Raw genomic sequence first — 18,048 nt, 5'->3', positions numbered from 1 at the left:
TAGCATGGATGAAAGCAAAATTAACAGACATGAATCCCGATAGGATATCGAATCTATGCCAAACAGCTTCCTAATGAAAATAATTGTATCTATCCTATGCAGTCACTTCATCGGAGAGTGGTTTATTCTTCCACCTATGTAATCCATCCTCCATTACAGATGCTTATAACAAATTAAAATTCTCTCAGCTTATCTCGTCCAGCTTTACATTAAACGACAATTCATCGTCAATTAGATTAAACGTATTAGCATTATCCTGTTTAGATAATATAGAGATATAATCATAGTAGTTTGGTAATATTTCAAAATCAGCATTTAAATACTCTCGTATTAATTGATCATCTTGAAACTTTGAAATATCCCCTATTAACAAATCATGTTTTATTAATTCTTTAGTATTGTTAGTAAAATCAGATACTACGTATGATAGAATATTGTTCTCATATTGCAATTTTTCAGAAGCACCTGAATAATTTAATAAAGATATCAGTGTTGCATTATTAAAATTTTGTTGATCAATTAAAGATGAAACCTTCATTAAATAAATAGATTCAAGGTGGTCATGATAAGGATTTTCAATATCTACATTTTTATACATTGATTGTTTTTCAAAGGGTCTAATTCTCCCGGTTTTTAACAGCAAAAAGTGATTATGATTGCTTAGATAGATGTTTTTGGAAGTATCTAATCTTAGTAAATTATCTCCGTTTGGAAGTAAAGGATTTAATTGTTTTATCTCTCCTGTTGAAGTGTCTACTAAAAAAATACATTGATAAAAAGGATGTCCATAGTTCATTTCTCTTTTCGTAATAAAATACAACAAATATTGATGATTAAGGTAAATTAACTTGGAATAATAGCTTTCATCCTTAAGTTCTTCAGAAGAAAAATAATTGTATAAATTTAATGTTACCGCATTTATTTGACTGAATGTTTGAAGATTAATTCTATGAAAATTTATGCTATTTTTATCTTTTAGACTAAAACAAAATTCATTATTCACAGTATCCAAAGCAAACTCGTCATAGCGGGTGTCTAAGCGTTGTTTGTTTTTGATCGTGCCGTTTTTTAAATGAATCACACATTGCGCAATACTATCATTTTCTACTAAAATGGCCTCAAACTCTTCTTTAATTTCATTTGTAGGAATTAGTTGTTTATTATTCAAAAATATTCCTCCTGATATTTTTCTTTATAGTAAATAAATCTATTTTACTTTTACTCCTTACCAGCCTTTGAATAAAGAAGTTTTTCGAGTTCGTCCACCTTGCTCCCGTCTAATTGGTGTGTGAGCCCATATGTTTCACCCTTGCCATCGTTATTGATGATTACGTTGAGATCGTGAAGTAATTCAGTGAAATACGTAAAACACTTAGTTAATTTTCCATAGAACTCAGCTGTATCAAGACCTTGCTGTTTCTCTACCGATATCACATAATCCAGATGTCCCATCAAAATCTGCAGTACATTTAAATTTTCAAAATCCTTTTGAAGGTCTTCCCCTTGAACCCTAAAATAAATCATTTCCTTCGTGAGACGATCTGCCCTTAGATAATATTCGTCTACGTCTGTTGTTTTGTTAATATCTTGGGCATGATAGGCAATCCATGCTTCCAACGTTGGTTCAATTCCATAGTTATTGAAGCCTTCTGGGGTTGAAACATCCTTCCAGATTTTCGAAGGGTTTACTGTTGTTACTTGTTTGATTTTTGTTACTTCTGTTTTTACCTTTTCGCCTTTCGTTTCTTCTTCCTCGATACAACCTGTTAACAATCCACTAATCAATAGTCCTGTCAATACAACTTTTATGAGCTTCATCTCTCTCACTCCTTAGAAGGTTATCCATTACTTATAACAATACCTTACATTAGTTAATTTTATAATATTTTCCATTTAATAAATACGTGAAATATGGCTGATTTTCTATGTATCTCGCAGTAAAAAAAGCCACCCCTCATAATGAGTGCGACTTTTCTAACCACCTAAAATTCACTTTTCAATAGGGAAAAGATAGCGAGATCCACATACTTCCCTTTTTCAAATTCATGTTGCCTCAAAAGGCCCTCTTGAGAAAAGTTTAATTTTTCCAATAGTTTGATAGATGCTATGTTTTCTGGTTCTATTTTTGCTTCGATTTTATTGATTCCCATGGATGTAAAGGCAAAGTGGATGATCATGCTTAAAGCCTCTTGCATCACACCCTTCCCCCAATAGTAAGGGTTTAAATCATAGCCAATTTCTATACGATTATGCTCTTTTTCATAATTCAAATAGCCACATGTGCCAATCACCTTGTTGGTCTGAATTTCCTCGATTACCCATCTTAAGCCTTTTTGTTCTTTAAAAATTTTCTCATACCAATTGATTTCATCAATAGCATCTTCAACTGAAGCAAACAATGGTAATGGCAGGTACTTCACTACATTTTCATTAGAATAAAGACTTAAAATATCTTGGGCATCATCCAATATCCCTTTTCGTAAAATAAAACGTTCTGTTTCCAATTGAGGAAAAACCGTAAATTCGAATTGTGTATGCATACTACTCCCCTTTTTCACCATTTATTAGCATTTTACTATTGAATAATAACACAAAAACCTCTCATACTCTCTTTCTATTGCTATTACAAATCCTTCGTTATTATAGTAAATTGATTACAACCAAATAGCACCAACTCCGTCTAATAATTGAAAGGGTGTGGAAGATGCTTGAACATGTGAGAACATCAATAGAAGTTAGCAGTGAATGTAGTAAGGAGGAGAGGCTTGAATGGTTGATGAAGGCATACGGAGATGACATAGCACGTCTTGCCTTTACGTATATAAAGCACAAGCAGCTTTCGGAAGATATTGCGCAAGAAGTGTTTATAAAGTGCTATGAGCAATTAGATAATTTCAGGAATGAATCTTCCTATAAAACATGGTTATATCGAATTACTGTCAATCTATGTAAAGATAAATTAAAAAGCTGGTCTTATAGAAATATTGTTCTGACAGAATTTTTCTCAAAAATTAAGAGTACTAGTAAATCTCCTGAGCTGGAATTAGTCGGACAGGAGGATAAACGATTACTTTCTGAAAAGATTCTTGCTCTACCAATACGGTACAGAGAACTTATTATTTTATATTATTATGAAGAGCTGTCCTATAACCAAATAGCTGATTTGTTAGATTTGCGTTTACAAACCATTAAGTCTCGACTTCATAGGGCTCGCCTTTTGCTCAAAAAATCAATGGAGGGGTGCAAGATAAATGAATGATATGTTTAAAAATATAGGCAAGGCATTGGATGACACGGCATTCAAGGACATTCATTTTAATGAGAAACATAAAGAAAAAGTAAGGCAGAGGCTTCGAAAAGGTCACAAGAAACAACCCCAATTTCAATCCATTTTCAATCATTTGTTACCTATAGCTGTCATTGGTTTTTTTCTTATAGGGGCTAGCTATTTTATGGTCACGGAGCTGACAGAACAACCAGTTGCTAAGGGAGACCGTTCACACGAACCTACAATGGAAACTACTCTTTATCATCCCCCGATCCAAGAAGAATTTTATGGGGATATGACGAAAGAGGAAGTCGTGAGTAAATTATTAAATTCGATCGATTATTTTCACTCTGCAGCTGGAAAATTTGAAGAATATAAAATTTCTCAAGACGATTCCACTAGAACATTAGGTGTTACTTATAAAGTAAGTACCAAAAAAGAAATTGGAGGCTATGAAAAAATAATCGCTTTAGATGATAACACGACGGGAATCAAGAACGATACACAGGAGTATTATTATAACAACAGAAAGAGCTGGTTAAAATATACAGCACTTAATGGACAAAAAGTTTCTACAGTTAGTGAAACGAAACAGAAGTCAAAACGAGACATAGTTACTCCTGAGCAAGCTTTTAGTATTGACTTGAAATATCCGCCTATTTCATCTAATAAATTGAGAGAAAGACCTTCATTTGGAAGTTCAAGTATGTCGTTGTTCGCTTATGAGAAAGCAGCTAGTTATTTAAGAAATATGGAACATTGGGAGATTGAAAAACAAAATGAAGCGTTGTTAGGTCATAATACAATCGTATTAGCTGGGAAAATGGATGAAACGGTGACAAATAGTGAAAATTTAAAAGGCACGACAGAAGCGTTTCGTTTTTGGGTGGATAAAGATACTGGCATTCTCGTTAAAAGTGAAACATATGACCAAAATGGTGAGCTGACAAGCTATGTTCATCCAGAAAGGCTTGAAGTGAATGTGCCGATTGATCCACAAGAATTTATTCCAGACTTAGAGGGCTATCAGCTTCCTAGCAAACAGAAAAAAGATTGAGGCTTATTGCTTCAATCTTTTTTCTGTTTGAAGGTTTTAGTTTCTCAACATCATCAAACATTTCTCATCGATTTCTACCTCATCTACTGGCAGTTGGTCTAACGAAAGTTCGAATTTTTTCTCATGGTCCTCCCCTTCTTCTCCTATCCAGCAAATATAGATTTCGCAATAATCTCCTTTGGGAAGGAAATTCTTTAGAAAGTCACAAACATGAAGAAAAGTTTTTTTGGCTTTTTCATAGTTATGTGGGGAAGACACTTTATTCTCGTTATGCATTTGCCAAATGGGCTCTCCCTTTGTTTCGATTTCATATACATAGGGTGTTGTAAAATGCTTTGCCTGTACAATTTGGCGATTCTCTTCTACTGAGAAAAAATAAATTATGTCAATTTCATTTTCTGTATAGTCATCCTGTATTTCAACTGGAAAATTGAAGCCTATATAGGTTGCCATACTCATGTTTTTACTCCTCCTATTAAAAAAACCCTGTAAATGTACAGGGTGTCAGCAACGTAGCTGTTGATAGTGTAAATAGACACGCTTTTGAGTTCGTGCTTCGACGAAATTTCCTTGCATCACCATTTCTTGGGCCACGCTTTGAAGAAATTGCTTGAAGGAAAAAGGCTTCGAGCGACGGGCTGTTCGCCTCTTTTTGTGAGGCTTGCTACCGTAGTTGGTCTACCGTGATGGCTGTTGCTTTGATGGTTTGGTGTTGCGGCGGTGTTTTTGGTTCAATATAGAGCGTTGTGTAATACGCATCCGCAATGACAATCACGTAAATAATGAATAGTAATCGTTTTGTTCAATGGTTCAAAAAAATCATTTCTCCCTTTTTTATAGCTGATAATGAAAACTTGTCTACTTATCATACGAGCAATTGATCAAAAGGTTTCAAAAATATTTAAAGGGAGACAAATTTCTGTCTCCCTCACGCCTCTAAGCTTCTGCCACCATCATTTTCCCAGCGATCAATGTCCCAGTGATCCTCATCTTTTTCTCTCCTGATACCCATTGCATTCAATGGAACGAATGACATTTTGTCCCTCACCCTTTTCAAGCGTTCTTATCTAGTTTATGAAGCGAAAGGGGTTTTCGTTCATCGTAAAATAGGCTTAATTTTAAAGCCTAAGGCAATCGCAGCCCCAATACAGCTAAAAAGACAGCCTAGAATTAAATAAATACTAAGTGTTGATTCGCCAATGACAACTGAAGCAAAACCGCCAATTACGGGGAATAACGCAACCATATAGCCACTTTTTGCCCCGCCTATTCGTTCGACTAGTTTTAAGTAAAATAACCATGCGAGGAAGGATGCGATAAGCGTTAAGTACAAGAGAGCCGATAAGTAGGTAAAAGATTTAGGTATCACGACTGTTTGTCCCTGTAGCCAAACAATGGCACACATGACTGCACTGCCCAATGCAAAACCAATGGCATTGGCATAAACGGGGTTTATTTGATGCTTGGCATTTCGGGCAGAGCTTGCATCTCCGATGGCTGTCAGGACAGTCCCTACGAAGGCAATCAAAACTCCTTTTAACTCGATATTATGTAAAGCTGGATAAATCAGCACCCCCACGCCGATGACACCTAAAATGCCGCCAATTAAAACACGACGATGCAATGGCTCCTTGAGAAATATCCGTAGAGCGATGGGTGTTAGTATGACTTTTAATGAAAAAATTAATGTGACAATCGCAGCCGAGCTCCATATCGTCGCATAATACAGTGCTAAATAGCTGAATGCAAAATTACAAACGCCAAAAACGATGATAAACGGTACATCGCGCTGTTGTGGTTTACCCTGTGGTTTCAAGAACCAAGCAAGGATGAAAAATAAAAGGGCTGTCATGACTAAACGATAGGTTAAAGATAATTCTAAACTGACTGGCGTTCCTTGAATTTTGACTGCAATAAAATTAAGACCCCAGACAATTAAACAAAAGATATACATAAAATTTGTCATACTGTTTCAAATTCCTTCTACGTTGCTATTCCTGCCATCTTCCCATTATGATCGTATGATAGAACATACCATCTGCAAGGCATTTATCATTTTTCAGAATGCCTTCCACTAAAAAGCCCATTTTTTTATAGAGCTGTATCGCTTTTTCATTGGTTTCTAACACTTCTAGTGCTATTTTGCGAACACCATTGGCATCTGCCCAATCAATGGATTCTTGCAGCAAGGCTTTTCCGATGCCATAGCCCCAAAACTCTTTACTGACACCAACACCAAATGTTACTTTATGGGCAAGCCTTTTGAGTGGAGAGCCCTCACACCTTGAGAATCCAACGATCCGATCATCGACAACCGCTACTAAACATAGATTTTTGGGGCTTTCGCTATCATGTTGAATAAGCCGCTCAAAGCCTGCTCGATCAATCAACGCCTCGCCCTGTTCACGATCGAAGTTTTCCGTTTCACCGTCTAATTGCAAGCGTAAATTCGATAAGGCTTGGGCATCTTCGCGTCGGGCACAGCGAATTGTATAGGATAGCTCTTTTATCTGGAGCTCTTTCTGATCAATCAGCATGTTCGAATCCTCCAATTGACTGAATCCGCACAAAACGATTATGCCAAATGGATTCGTGATGTTGAATAATTTGTGGTGCTGCCAGTACATTACTATCTAAGGTGCTATGTGCATCTTCTATTAAAATATTATGCTGGTAGCCATGACTAAAAGCACTACGGATTGTTGTATCAAGACAAAACTCTGTTTGAGCACCCGCGAAAATCAATTGGTCGATGTGATGCGCTTGTAAATAAGCTGCAAGCTCCGTTTGATAGAAAGCGTCCCACGTTGTTTTTTGAATCACTTGATCCTCCGCCTGTCTAAGTAATCCATGATAGAGTTCCCAGCCTGGTTGACCTAATGTAAAATCCACATCATCTGCGTCTGTATGCTGAATAAAAATAACGGGTACTTCGTTGCGCCGTGCCCATGTAATGGAGGCATTAATATTTTTGATAATAGCTTCACTGTTCCAAAGATTTTGCTGGCCATCTAGAAAGAAAGCCTCTTGTATATCGATAATGATGAGTGCTTGTTTCATCGTGTCCTCCTTTGTGTATCAGTAGTAACATTTTTAATTGTACAGAAAACAATCTTCCATTAAAAGAAAATTTTGAACAACAAAAAGCACCTTTACAACATCGTAAGGTGCCTCAACTATGTACGGTACCATCTAATACATGTCACTATTAGATGGTGTCATGCGCTTGCATCATTTGATATAGGCTAATGTTTGATAAACTTGGTGAACCGAATGATTAAATGCTTGCTGTTCCTCTTCGTTTAAATGCAATTCAATTACACTTTCAATACCAGCTCCCCCTAAAACAACGGGGACACCGATGCAGGCATTGTTTACTTGATATTCGCCCTGTAAATACGTAATGATGGGCAATACTTTCCGTTGATCCTTCACAATCGCTTCAATCATTTGGACAATGGCGGCGGCTGGGGCATAGTAAGCACTGCCATTGCCAAGTAGGGCGACAATTTCGCCTCCACCTTTTCGCGTTCGCTCCACTAATTGCTCAATCTGTGCTTGTGGCATTAATTTTTCTAGTGGTATTCCTCCGACATACGTATAGCGAACGAGTGGCACCATTTCATCGCCATGCCCACCCAAGACGAAGCTCGATATATCCTCGACAGCGAGCTGAAGAGCCTGTGCGATAAAGGTATTAAAGCGCGCTGTATCTAAAACACCTGATTGTCCCATGACACGATTTTTTGGAAAACCTGTAGTTTTCAGACAAACATAGGTCATGGCATCAACAGGGTTACTTAAGACGATAATATAGCTAGTTGGCGCATAACGTTTGATCTGTTCGCTTACCGTGCGGATGATTGCCGCATTTGTATGAATTAAATCCTGTCGTGTCATGCCAGGCTTTCTTGCAATACCTGCCGTGATAACCACAATATCAGCATGAGCTATTTCCTCATACTTTGAAGTAGCCGTCACCTGTACGTTAAATCTTTCTATGGGTCCAGTTTGGAGAATATCTAGTGCCTTCCCTTTCGCAGCATTTTCGAAATCTGGTAAATCGATAAGCACAATATCCCCGATCTGTTTCTGTGCGACCATTAACGCTACGGTTGCACCTGTATGTCCAGCGCCAATGATGGCGATTTTGGGTCGCCTAAAGCTCATCTGCCTCTCCCTCCTAACGACATAGATTCATTGCTAAAGATCGCCGATTACTTATCTGCCTGCTCATCCTCGACAAGTTTTGTTTGCTGAGGCTTCTGGCGAGCGCTTGTTTTTTTGGCTGCTGTCTCCGTCGCTTTTGTCGCTTGTTTTTCATCAATAATCGCTGTGAATACTTCATTGGCTGCTCGTGGAATTACATGTGCGCTTAGTAGCTTGCTCGTTCGCGTTGTTGCCGCTTTGCCAGCCTCAACCGCAGCCTGTACTGCACCCACATCTCCCTCGACAATAATGGTTACGATACCACCGTCTACTAGCTCCTGTTTCACTAATTGGACATTGGCTGCTTTTAGCATAGCGTCCGCAGCCTCAATGGAGCCAATCAAGCCATACGTTTCGATCATTCCTATCGCTTCTGTCACTGTGTTCACCTCACGATTCATCTGTGCCATCTATAATGCCAACAACAATGGCATCAATTGGACAAATACTGGTCGTAGAAAAACTTCGTACGGCAGCACTGCCCATTGTTAAAATGACATTATCCCCAACACCTGCACCTATACGATCTGCAGCAACAATTTGTTCATCACTCAGTTGACCATCCAGCTTTATTGGCTGGATAATGAGTAATTTCAATCCCTGTAGCCCTTCCTCTTTACGTGTTGCCCAGATATTTCCGACCACTGTTCCTATCCGCATGCATCCTCATCCTTTTTCGTGAAACTGAAGTTCAATTTCTAATTTTTCCACGGCCTCCTTCGCCAGTGCCGTCAACCTTGCCTCTTTGGGGACTATCACTGTCTCACCTTGATAACGGCTTACATCATTTGCCGTTATAATCTTTTGTTTAATTTCAATTGGAGGACGGACGAAGTTATTGTAAGGCTCTCCTGCCATCTTACCTGTTATAATTGAACCTGTTTCGCCCTGTTGGATGAAGCCTGCGTTTGCTTCATCTGTATCTATATGCATTTCTAATTGATAGTGATCAGCCACACGAATTTTCACTTGCTCAAAGGTAATGGGACGTCGCCCTTGCACCTTAACGGAGACATATTGACCGTTTTGAACACCTAACTGCTGTGCATCAGCAGGTGCCATATGAATATGTGCTTGTGCGATAATGACCCCTTCTTGTAAAATCAAACTTCCCCTAGGTCCTACCAGGATACAGCTAGCTGAGCCAGCAATTTCACCCGATTCACGCAAAGGTGGTTGAATTCCTAGGGCAATCGCATCAGTATGACTAATTTCAATTTGTGTGAAGGTGCGAGCTGGACCTAATACACGTACATTTTGGATGCTTCCTTTTGGTCCCACCACCTGTAGCGTTTCATGTGCTGCAAACTGGCCGGGTTGAGCTAACATTTTTTTCACACTTAACTTAGCACCTTTCCCAAATAGCTGCTCGACATGCTCTTGTTGTAAATGAATATGCCTTGCAGAGATACCTATAGGAATTTCATATGATGTAGAAGCTGCTTCTTTTTTAGGTAGTAATTCGGCTATGACATCATTAACAATTTGCATTATTGTTTGTTCATTCATATAGCCACCTCACTCATTATTACACTTTTAAAATCGCTTCCAATTCTGCATGTGGTCGTGGAATCACATGTACAGATAATAGCTCTCCAACACGTTGTGCTGCTGCGGCTCCTGCATCTGTTGCGGCTTTCACAGCCCCTACATCCCCGCGAACAAGTACCGTGACAATACCGCCACCCACATGGACTTTACCAACAATATTCACATTGGCAGCCTTGACCATTGCATCGGCTGCTTCAATAGAGCCCACTAAGCCCTTTGTTTCAATCATTCCTAATGCGCCTAAATTCATCTCGTATCCCTCCTTCTCTTAAAATGCCTCTGCATCTTCAGGCAATGTTTGGCCACCATCAATAATGATCGATTGACCCGTAATAAAGCCTGCCTCCTTACTACTTAGGAACAATGCAGCATACGCTATATCCTCCACACGACCAAGGCTACCAAAAGGAATCGCCTTCGCCATCTTTTGTAGATAGGATTCACCAAGACCATCTAAGCCTTCTGTTGCAATATTTCCTGGCAACACGGCATTGACCGTAATATTATAAGGGGCTAATTCAAGAGCCGCAGTCCGCATAAAACCTAATTGAGCTGCCTTACTTGCGGCATAATGTGTCCATCCAGCATAGCCAGTCACCGGACCCGTTATCGATGAGGTAATAATGACCCTGCCAGCATTCGCTTTCTTTAAATGGGGAACGCAAGCTTTGACAGCAAACATCGTTCCTCTGGCATTGACATTTAATACCTGATCCCAATGGTCAGTGGTCATGTCCTCTAGTTTCATGGAGGGAAAAATACCAGCATTGGCACATAAAATATCGATGGAACCAAAGGAGCTAGCAACCTCCGTAGCCATGCTTTCAACAGATTCATAGTTTTCAACATCAACAGTGGCAGCAGAAGCTGAGAATCCTTGCGCTTGTAATTGATTTGCTACTTCTGTGGCAGCTTCAATACCTCTTGCTGCAATCACCACATGAGCACCCTGTTCCGCAAATACGGTAGCAATCCCCTTCCCAATTCCTTTACTACCACCAGTAACTATGACAACCTTCCCCGTTAAATCGACCTTCAACTCGTTCCTCCACCTTTCCTTTTCTTCATTTTAAATACTTGGCTTTTTCGCAATTTCTGTTACTAATCCATTCACCGCAATATCTGGCCTTAAAATAGTCGAAGAGGCAATCCATTGGTTGGCTGCTTTAGCTAGTTGTGTACCAATGGCTATCGCTTCCTGAATGGCCGCTGTGTCCCCTTCAATGGCAATGGTTACTAGAGCCAAATCGATGGTTTCTTGTCGAAGTATTCGAATATCCGCTGCTTTGAGCATAGCATCTGCGATTCGTATGGAAATCGCAAGTCCTCTTGTCTCCACAATACCAATCGATTTCATCATGTAACAACACTCCTGCTAATATCTTTGTATCGTCATCCCTTTTTCCTGGATCATTTCTTGTGCTAGTGCTGTAAGTTTTGTGTGGGCAGGCAGTGTCAGCTGTTGCCCCTTGTACGATTGAAGCATCTCTGCTGTCAAATAGTTTGCCACTATAGTCGAACGAATCGGTTCCTCTTGCTGCTTTAAAAATCGAATAAGCTGTGCAAATAACTGAATGTCACAGCCAAACTCCTTTAGGCGCTCTATATGATGCAACAACATTTTCATGTAAGGATTCGGTTCCTTTGCTGTGACAACAGCAGATAATTTTTCATTAGGAATTAAAATTGCTGTTCGATTGTTCACCAGCAACTCAGACAGATACAAGGCTGCCGGTGTAGTAGGCAAGCCTTGGGCACTGCTGACGATAAATGTTTGATCCACTTCGAGAAAAACAATAGCATCGTAGAATAGCTGAGTGGGACTGATGGTATCATTTGCCTGCCACTCCTCAACATGGCAATAGCTTTGTAATACGCCCACCTGTTTCTCAGAAATGGTCGTATGAGAATGGACAAGCAAAAGTCTTTTATGCTTTTTTTCCATCATCGATGTGACTACTTCTTCGATGATTCTCTGTAATTCTTTTATATCCATACCTGTCACTCCATTTTGATAAGCTTGCCAATTGAATACTGTTGAAGAGCGGCGGCATTCGCCTCATCTGTATCTACATGCATCTCAAGAACGAATGCTGGTGAAACGCGTATGACCACATTCATTAATCGTAGTTGACGTACATCCCCACAGATTTCCACCGTCACGATTTCCTTATCTTGGACATTGAAGGCAATAGCATCGGATATATCCATGTGTATATGTGCTTGTGCAATAATCAATCCTTGCTTTTTATGGAGAGTTCCATGAGGCCCAATCAATGTAATCGATTCAGATTTTTCTAAGTCGCCTGACATACGAATCGGTGGTGTTACGCCAAGCTTTATGGCATCCGTTTGACTGATTTCGATTTGGGTTGCAGTGCGAAATGGGCCTAAAACCCGAACCTTGTCAATTTGACCTTTGGGTCCCTTTAGCGTTAGGACATGCTGTGATGCAAATTGACCTGGCTGGGAAAGATCCTTCCAGCTCTGTAACGCTGCCTCTCTACCAAATAAATAATAGAAATCCTCCTCATTAACATGACAATGACGGGCAGAAATCGCAATCGGGATACTTTGATTCGTAACAACAGCAGCATGTACTTGCTTGTTTTTCATCACACTCCCTCACTTTTCACTTAGGTAAAATTGCGTATAATTCCGAATGAGGGCGTGGAATAACATGTACCGATAATAGCTCACCTACTCGACGTGCGGCCTCAGAGCCTGCATCCGTCGCTGCCTTGACTGCCCCGACATCACCTGTCACCAGCACCGTCACAATACCGCCACCAACATGTACTTTCCCTACAATATTGACGTTTGCTGCCTTTACCATGGCATCTGCCGCCTCAATTGATCCGATTAAGCCTCTTGTTTCAATCATGCCTAAAGCTCCATTTATCTCTACGCTCATTTCCTTTTCCTCCTCTAATTACTTAGCTTTGTGAGTACTTCCTCTACAATCTTTTCAATGGTTAGCCTGTCAATAGATACCCCTTCAATTGCTTGCATCGGTAGAGGCTGTATATTTTGTGGATGCCGTGGGGGAGGAATCGTTAGTGCCTTCACACCATAGGCCACTCTTTTTTTATTTAATAAATGATGTGCAGAAATATTATCACTCGTAATATTTCCCCCGTAGGCCCCACAGCCCAATGTAAAGGAAGGCGTTAAACTTGTCGTACCGCCTGCTGCCCCAACAGATGCTAAAGTATTGACTACTATTCTGGACACGGGCATTTGAGCGGCAAACTGCTTAACAAAATGTTCGTCCTGTGCATGAATAGCCAAGCTATGTCCTCTTCCTCCAACGTCAAGCAAGCGACGGCAAATCTTTACGGCTTCTTCCTGCGAGCGAGCCGTATAAAGACCTAAGATAGGAGAAAGCTTTTCCATGGAAAATGGATACTCCTTCCCAATCTCCTGTTCCTCCGCCACTAATACACGTGTATGTCGAGGGACATCAATATTGGCCATTTGGGCAATTACGGTTGCTGGCTTCCCAACAATTTGGCTATTTAATGTACGAGCTACTGGTGAAATTACCTTTGCTAATTTTTCCTTGTCCTGCCCGCTAAGAAGGATGGCCCCATTTTCTGCTAAAGCAGCCATCACCTGCGCTTTTACCTCCTGATGCACGACAATAGCTTGCTCTGTGGCACAGATAGTACTATTATCAAAAGATTTACTATCGATAATTTGTTTCATTGCCTCGTTCACATTTGCTGTGCGATCAATATAGACAGGAACATTCCCAGGGCCAACACCATAGGCTGGTTTCCCTGAGCTGTAGGCAGCTTTGACAAGCCCTGCTCCACCAGTTGCTAAAATGAGCTGTACATCACGATGATGCATAAGTTCCTCTGTTCCTTTTAATGTTGGATGGCTAATCCATTGAATAAGTCCCTCTGGTGCTCCTGCCTGAACGGCTGCCTGCTGACAAATTTTCAATGCCTCAATGGTGCAGTTGACTGCTGTTGGATGAGGACTAAAGACAATGGCATTTTGCGCCTTTAAGGCAATTAGCGTTTTAAAAATGGCTGTAGCAGTCGGGTTCGTGACAGGTGTAACTGCCGCAATAACACCGAATGGATAAGCAATTTCCACCTGCCTTGCTACCCTATCCTCGTGTATAATGCCAATTGTCTTTTCATGCCGAATGGCTTCATAGACACCTTGAGAAGCCAGTTCATTTTTTATTTTTTTATGTTCAATAATGCCCATCTTTGTTTCCGTAACAGCTAATACGGCTAGATTTTCTGCCTGTTTATACGCAGCTTGGGCAATGACCTCGACAATTCGATCGACCTGCTCTTGCGTAAAGCTGGCATACATTTTTTGCGCAATCGAAGCGGCTGCTATACCGTCTCTTGCCTCTTGTATCGAAACCAAATCTTGATCGCTCACCATATGACGAACCTCCCGTCATGTAAATTTTTTTAGGGCAATTAAGTCGCTCGAATTAGCTACAGAGACAGTGCCTGATGATTGCTGGTGCAGACTTTGCCAATGCTGTAATTCATGCGTAGATAATGCTTCATAGGAAGGGACAGTTGATTGCTGCATCTGATGGTGATTTTCTTTTATTAATCGAAATGATTGCCATTCCTGTAATTCTTCATTTGTTAATATTTTAGAAGCTAGTTCAGGCTGAGAGCCTTGCGATAGTTTTTCCAATACCAATTCAGTAATCTTGGCAATTAGCTGATTGTCCATATGCTCACTCCTTTTCGATTAGCATGGTGAGAACAGATTCGTCATACGCTTCAATGATTGTGGTTGCATCAGGTAAATAATCCTTTGGGTATGTGGCTACAGGAATAATGCCAATTGAAAAACACATGCCAGCATTTTTAGCAAAGAGCATATCTGCATTCGAATCGCCAATCATCACAGCTTTCTCAAGTGGTACTTGAAATTGTTCCTTTGCCACATATGCTAAGTCTGGGAAGGGCTTACTGGATGTAGCTTGGTCACTGCCTAGAACGAATTCAAACAAAGCTAATAACTCTAGCTGTTGTAAATGTGATTTGGCTCGTGCCGTTTGATCAGCTGTAATCACTCCTAATTTCATCCCTTGATTTTTTAAGGTTATTAAAAGATTACGAATACCAGGTAATGCCTGTACCTCGCTATTTTCCTGCTGTGATGTGGCTAAGTTGGAAGCTGCTCTCGCCAGTGTTACCCCTTTGCTCCATGGGATTCCCTGCTGATAGAGTAAAAATGCCACGATCGTCTCAGCTTCTTGTATACTTCCAATGGCTAGAGGACTCGTTGGGTCAATCGTTGCTCCATTGTCGTTAACCCCTATGTTTCTTAAAAAGGTTTGTAAGGAAAAACAGATTTTTAAGTCTGAATTTTCAGTTAAATTGACATATAAATTTTTTGCCCAGGCAATCCATAAAGAATCCATTTCAATGATTGTTCCATCCTTATCAAAAATGACCCATTCCACTTTTGTCATAGGAAAACCCATCCCTTTATTTATTCTCGTATAGCCTCTATTGGCGATACTGGTGCTTGCACCTCTACCTGCACCTTAGCGTCCTTCGCAAAGCGTTCCTCTGGTGCATCCTCATTAATATGGTGTCTTGCCCACACCCAATAATAGACCGTTGCCACAGCAAAAACAGCCAAACAAACGATGAAAAAAGTCAAATTTGCAAAGAAGCTCGCAAAGATAGCAATGACGGCTAGCACAAGTGAGACAATAGGCGTAAAGGGATACAGTGGTGTCTTAAAGGTACGCACTAAATGAGGTTCTTTTTTACGCAAAATCAGCACCGATAAATTCATCGTAATATACGATACTAATGCCCCAAATGTAGAAATTAAAATTAAATCATCTGGATTAAATAAAATGACTAACACTAACCCGATAAAGCCTGGCAAAATAATGGCCATATATGGTGTCTGACGCTTTTTATGCATCTTCGATAACATGCTTGGCAAATAGCCTGCACGTGATAAAGCATAGACCTGACGAGAGTAGGCCAAAATCACGCCTGAAAAGCTTGCAATTAGTCCTACTAAGCCTACAGATGCTAAAATCTGCGCCAACCAATACGTATTTCCAAACACAGCGGCAATCGCTGCTGGCAATGGATCTTCAGCAACCGTCATAACATCGATGCCAGCTAGCCCAATGGCAACAGTTGTTGTCAAAATGGATAAAATCAGCAAGGTCACCATACCTGAAATTAACCCCTTTGGCATGTCCTTCTGTACATCTCTCGTCTCCTCCGATAACATAGGCAACATCTCGATTGCTAGGAATAGCCACATCGCATAGGGCAATGCTGACCAGATACCTTTAAATCCACCTGGTATAAGATCACCACTCTCAGGGAATAAATGGCCTACATTAATTTGCGGCAATCCAACGAAATACATTAATACTAATAACCCTAACGCGATAAAGACAAGCACCATTTCGATTGTGGCGTATTCCTTAATACCAATAATGTGAACACCCATGAACAAAGCATACATAAAGGCAGCTGCCACCACTGTCGGTACGGCTGGAAATAAAAAGCTAATATAACCCCCAATACCAATCGCAATAATTGGTGCGGCAATGACATATTGCAGCACGACACCAACCCCTGTAATAAAACCGATATAACGACCCATCGCCCGTCGAGCAAAGGAGTAAGGGCCTCCTGCATAAGGTAACATCGTCGATAATTCAGAAATACCTAAGGTCATCGTTAAATACATAATCGCCATAAATAATGTGGCAATGAGCATTCCTAAAAAACCAGATTGACTTAAACCAAAATTCCAGCCAAAGTAGTTACCAGAAATCACAATGCCGACGCCAATTGTCCATAAATGGATGGGTGTAAGGGCTTTCTTTAATACGATGATTTCATCCTTTTTGGAAGACATGTTATTCGCCACCTTTTATCGTTATTTAGTTGTTACAGTCTTGATACTTTTCTACATAGGTTTTCACTAAATCATCACTCTGAAGCGTGTAATTTTCACCAAGTAAGCGCGTTGTCTCATTATCTCGACTTCCAATCCACGAAATAAGCTGTAGTCTTCTCATTAATATAAAAGTTGGGATCATCTCTTTTTCTTCGTCTGTTAATAATCGAATTTTGCAGTAGCCCTTAACCCATGAAGCGATCAACTCATCAAGATACGGCATATGCTCAATAAAGCTCACCGATGTGGCTAAATCATATAAAAACCACCCAAAACCACAATCATCAAAATCAATCACTTTAATTTCATCCCCATAGATGAGTAAATTAGCTAAGCGTAGATCCGCATGGATAAGGCCAAATCTTGTTTTATCTTTCCCAAATGCCTCAAGCTTCTTTTGAATGATATGTGATGCTTCCTCATATAAAGCGATTCGTGCAGGGGTCATTCCAAGTCCATCCTGCCATCTCGCCCATTTCGGAGATTGACCTAGAATCGTATCATAATCCCATGTCATGCGCTGAAAGGCTTGGTAATAATCATGCTGCTCGATTGTATGTTTATGGAACATGGCTGTTATTTCGCCTAATGTTTCAAATTGCTGAATTAAATCATCTTCATTATTCTCATCAGGAGCAGTGCCCTCCAAAAATGTAAATAATGTGCTATAATATATCGTGTCATTATACGAATGAGCATGTACGTAGTCACCGTCATCTGCTCGCATCGGTAATGATACATCAATAGGAGATTGCTCATGGAGCGAGTTTAACCAGGCAATCTCCGCTTCGATTTCCTCTTTTCTATGGTAATTTGGTCGGCTGATCCTCAGAATATATTTTTTGCCCTGCCCATCTTCTACGAGATACGTTGCATTTTCGGAATAATCAATCATTTTACAAGATGCTTCTAGTAAACAACTAAACTCCTTTAATGCATCATTTGCTGCTTGATGAAAGTTGGAAAGGACCAATTCTAAATCTATGAAATCCATTTGACCCATCTAGAAAACCCCCTGTTTACTAAATTG

24 protein-coding genes are annotated in these 18,048 nt (G+C 40.1%); 2 read left to right on the top strand and 22 right to left on the bottom strand.

Annotated features, from left to right (window positions below):
• Positions 1-184 precede the first annotated feature (184 nt).
• The 3 genes from PSR12_RS09180 to PSR12_RS09170 all read right to left on the bottom strand — a co-directional run bounded on the left by PSR12_RS09180 (position 185) and on the right by PSR12_RS09170 (position 2,540).
• Positions 185-1,168 carry a hypothetical protein gene (locus PSR12_RS09180; RefSeq protein WP_221683176.1) on the bottom strand — a complete coding sequence of 328 codons (984 nt, stop codon included), beginning with the start codon at positions 1,166-1,168 and terminating at the stop codon, positions 185-187.
• Between the two features lie 50 nt (positions 1,169-1,218).
• A complete protein-coding gene (locus PSR12_RS09175; protein WP_274772769.1) occupies positions 1,219-1,818 on the bottom strand; it encodes a hypothetical protein in 600 nt (199 codons plus the stop codon).
• A 164-nt stretch (positions 1,819-1,982) separates the two neighbouring features.
• Positions 1,983-2,540 carry a GNAT family N-acetyltransferase gene (locus tag PSR12_RS09170; RefSeq protein WP_274772767.1) on the bottom strand — a complete coding sequence of 186 codons (558 nt, stop codon included), beginning with the start codon at positions 2,538-2,540 and terminating at the stop codon, positions 1,983-1,985.
• Positions 2,541-2,704: 164 nt separating this feature from the next.
• On the opposite strand from PSR12_RS09170, the gene PSR12_RS09165 reads away from it, so the two are divergent.
• Together PSR12_RS09165 and PSR12_RS09160 are read left to right on the top strand one after the other, a co-directional pair.
• Entirely contained in the window at positions 2,705-3,259 is a 555-nt protein-coding gene (locus PSR12_RS09165) for a sigma-70 family RNA polymerase sigma factor (protein WP_274772764.1), read from the top strand.
• A complete protein-coding gene (locus tag PSR12_RS09160) occupies positions 3,252-4,325 on the top strand; it encodes a hypothetical protein (RefSeq protein WP_274772762.1) in 1,074 nt (357 codons plus the stop codon). Before PSR12_RS09165 ends, PSR12_RS09160 begins: the two co-directional genes overlap by 8 nt.
• Positions 4,326-4,361: 36 nt before the next feature.
• Here the strand turns inward: PSR12_RS09160 and PSR12_RS09155 are convergent, their stop codons facing one another.
• From PSR12_RS09155 to PSR12_RS09065, 19 genes are all read right to left on the bottom strand, one after another.
• Complete coding sequence (locus PSR12_RS09155; RefSeq protein ID WP_274772761.1) at positions 4,362-4,784, bottom strand: hypothetical protein; 423 nt, start codon at positions 4,782-4,784, stop codon at positions 4,362-4,364.
• Positions 4,785-5,421: 637 nt separating this feature from the next.
• Positions 5,422-6,291 (bottom strand): DMT family transporter, encoded by an 870-nt coding sequence (locus PSR12_RS09150; RefSeq protein ID WP_221683171.1) that lies wholly within the window; start codon positions 6,289-6,291, stop codon positions 5,422-5,424.
• Between the two features lie 25 nt (positions 6,292-6,316).
• On the bottom strand, positions 6,317-6,862 hold the full coding sequence (locus PSR12_RS09145) for a GNAT family N-acetyltransferase (RefSeq protein ID WP_274772759.1): 546 nt from the start codon (positions 6,860-6,862) through the stop codon (positions 6,317-6,319).
• Positions 6,852-7,385, bottom strand: a complete 534-nt coding sequence (locus PSR12_RS09140; RefSeq protein WP_274772757.1) for a cysteine hydrolase family protein — start codon at positions 7,383-7,385, stop codon at positions 6,852-6,854. Before PSR12_RS09140 ends, PSR12_RS09145 begins: the two co-directional genes overlap by 11 nt.
• A gap of 171 nt (positions 7,386-7,556) precedes the next feature.
• Entirely contained in the window at positions 7,557-8,495 is a 939-nt protein-coding gene (gene mdh, locus PSR12_RS09135; protein WP_221683168.1) for a malate dehydrogenase, read from the bottom strand.
• 47 nt (positions 8,496-8,542) lie between these two features.
• Positions 8,543-8,935 (bottom strand): BMC domain-containing protein, encoded by a 393-nt coding sequence (locus tag PSR12_RS09130; protein WP_221683211.1) that lies wholly within the window; start codon positions 8,933-8,935, stop codon positions 8,543-8,545.
• Entirely contained in the window at positions 8,925-9,194 is a 270-nt protein-coding gene (locus tag PSR12_RS09125) for a EutN/CcmL family microcompartment protein (RefSeq protein ID WP_004228986.1), read from the bottom strand. The genes PSR12_RS09130 and PSR12_RS09125 overlap by 11 nt, the downstream gene beginning before the upstream one ends.
• Before the next feature lie 6 nt (positions 9,195-9,200).
• Positions 9,201-10,043: a phosphate propanoyltransferase gene (gene pduL / locus PSR12_RS09120; protein ID WP_274772755.1), complete on the bottom strand. Its 843-nt coding sequence runs from the start codon at positions 10,041-10,043 to the stop codon at positions 9,201-9,203.
• Between the two features lie 19 nt (positions 10,044-10,062).
• Positions 10,063-10,335 (bottom strand): BMC domain-containing protein, encoded by a 273-nt coding sequence (locus PSR12_RS09115; RefSeq protein WP_221683166.1) that lies wholly within the window; start codon positions 10,333-10,335, stop codon positions 10,063-10,065.
• A gap of 18 nt (positions 10,336-10,353) precedes the next feature.
• On the bottom strand, positions 10,354-11,124 hold the full coding sequence (gene fabG, locus PSR12_RS09110; protein ID WP_221683165.1) for a 3-oxoacyl-ACP reductase FabG: 771 nt from the start codon (positions 11,122-11,124) through the stop codon (positions 10,354-10,356).
• A gap of 30 nt (positions 11,125-11,154) precedes the next feature.
• Positions 11,155-11,445, bottom strand: a complete 291-nt coding sequence (locus PSR12_RS09105) for a BMC domain-containing protein (RefSeq protein WP_274772751.1) — start codon at positions 11,443-11,445, stop codon at positions 11,155-11,157.
• Between the two features lie 15 nt (positions 11,446-11,460).
• Entirely contained in the window at positions 11,461-12,081 is a 621-nt protein-coding gene (locus PSR12_RS09100; protein ID WP_221683164.1) for a hypothetical protein, read from the bottom strand.
• A gap of 5 nt (positions 12,082-12,086) precedes the next feature.
• The gene (gene pduL, locus PSR12_RS09095; protein WP_221683163.1) at positions 12,087-12,701 is read right to left on the bottom strand and encodes a phosphate propanoyltransferase; all 615 of its coding nucleotides are present in this window, start codon (positions 12,699-12,701) and stop codon (positions 12,087-12,089) included.
• Between the two features lie 16 nt (positions 12,702-12,717).
• The gene (locus tag PSR12_RS09090; RefSeq protein ID WP_004229005.1) at positions 12,718-12,999 is read right to left on the bottom strand and encodes a BMC domain-containing protein; all 282 of its coding nucleotides are present in this window, start codon (positions 12,997-12,999) and stop codon (positions 12,718-12,720) included.
• Between the two features lie 14 nt (positions 13,000-13,013).
• On the bottom strand, positions 13,014-14,495 hold the full coding sequence (locus PSR12_RS09085; RefSeq protein WP_221683162.1) for an aldehyde dehydrogenase family protein: 1,482 nt from the start codon (positions 14,493-14,495) through the stop codon (positions 13,014-13,016).
• 15 nt (positions 14,496-14,510) lie between these two features.
• Positions 14,511-14,801: a hypothetical protein gene (locus PSR12_RS09080; protein ID WP_221683161.1), complete on the bottom strand. Its 291-nt coding sequence runs from the start codon at positions 14,799-14,801 to the stop codon at positions 14,511-14,513.
• Positions 14,802-14,805: 4 nt separating this feature from the next.
• A complete protein-coding gene (locus PSR12_RS09075) occupies positions 14,806-15,549 on the bottom strand; it encodes an HAD-IA family hydrolase (RefSeq protein WP_221683160.1) in 744 nt (247 codons plus the stop codon).
• A gap of 20 nt (positions 15,550-15,569) precedes the next feature.
• Positions 15,570-16,976 carry an ethanolamine permease gene (gene eat, locus PSR12_RS09070; RefSeq protein WP_221683159.1) on the bottom strand — a complete coding sequence of 469 codons (1,407 nt, stop codon included), beginning with the start codon at positions 16,974-16,976 and terminating at the stop codon, positions 15,570-15,572.
• A gap of 25 nt (positions 16,977-17,001) precedes the next feature.
• Positions 17,002-18,021, bottom strand: coding sequence for a phosphotransferase enzyme family protein (locus tag PSR12_RS09065; RefSeq protein ID WP_274772746.1), 1,020 nt, complete (start codon positions 18,019-18,021; stop codon positions 17,002-17,004).
• Positions 18,022-18,048: the final 27 nt, after the last annotated feature.

This window comes from Lysinibacillus sp. G01H, assembly GCF_028872195.1.
GTDB lineage: Bacteria > Bacillota > Bacilli > Bacillales_A > Planococcaceae > Lysinibacillus > Lysinibacillus capsici.
The sequence above is the reverse complement of the archived record's forward strand: the minus strand, read 5'-3'. Positions and strand labels throughout refer to the sequence as shown.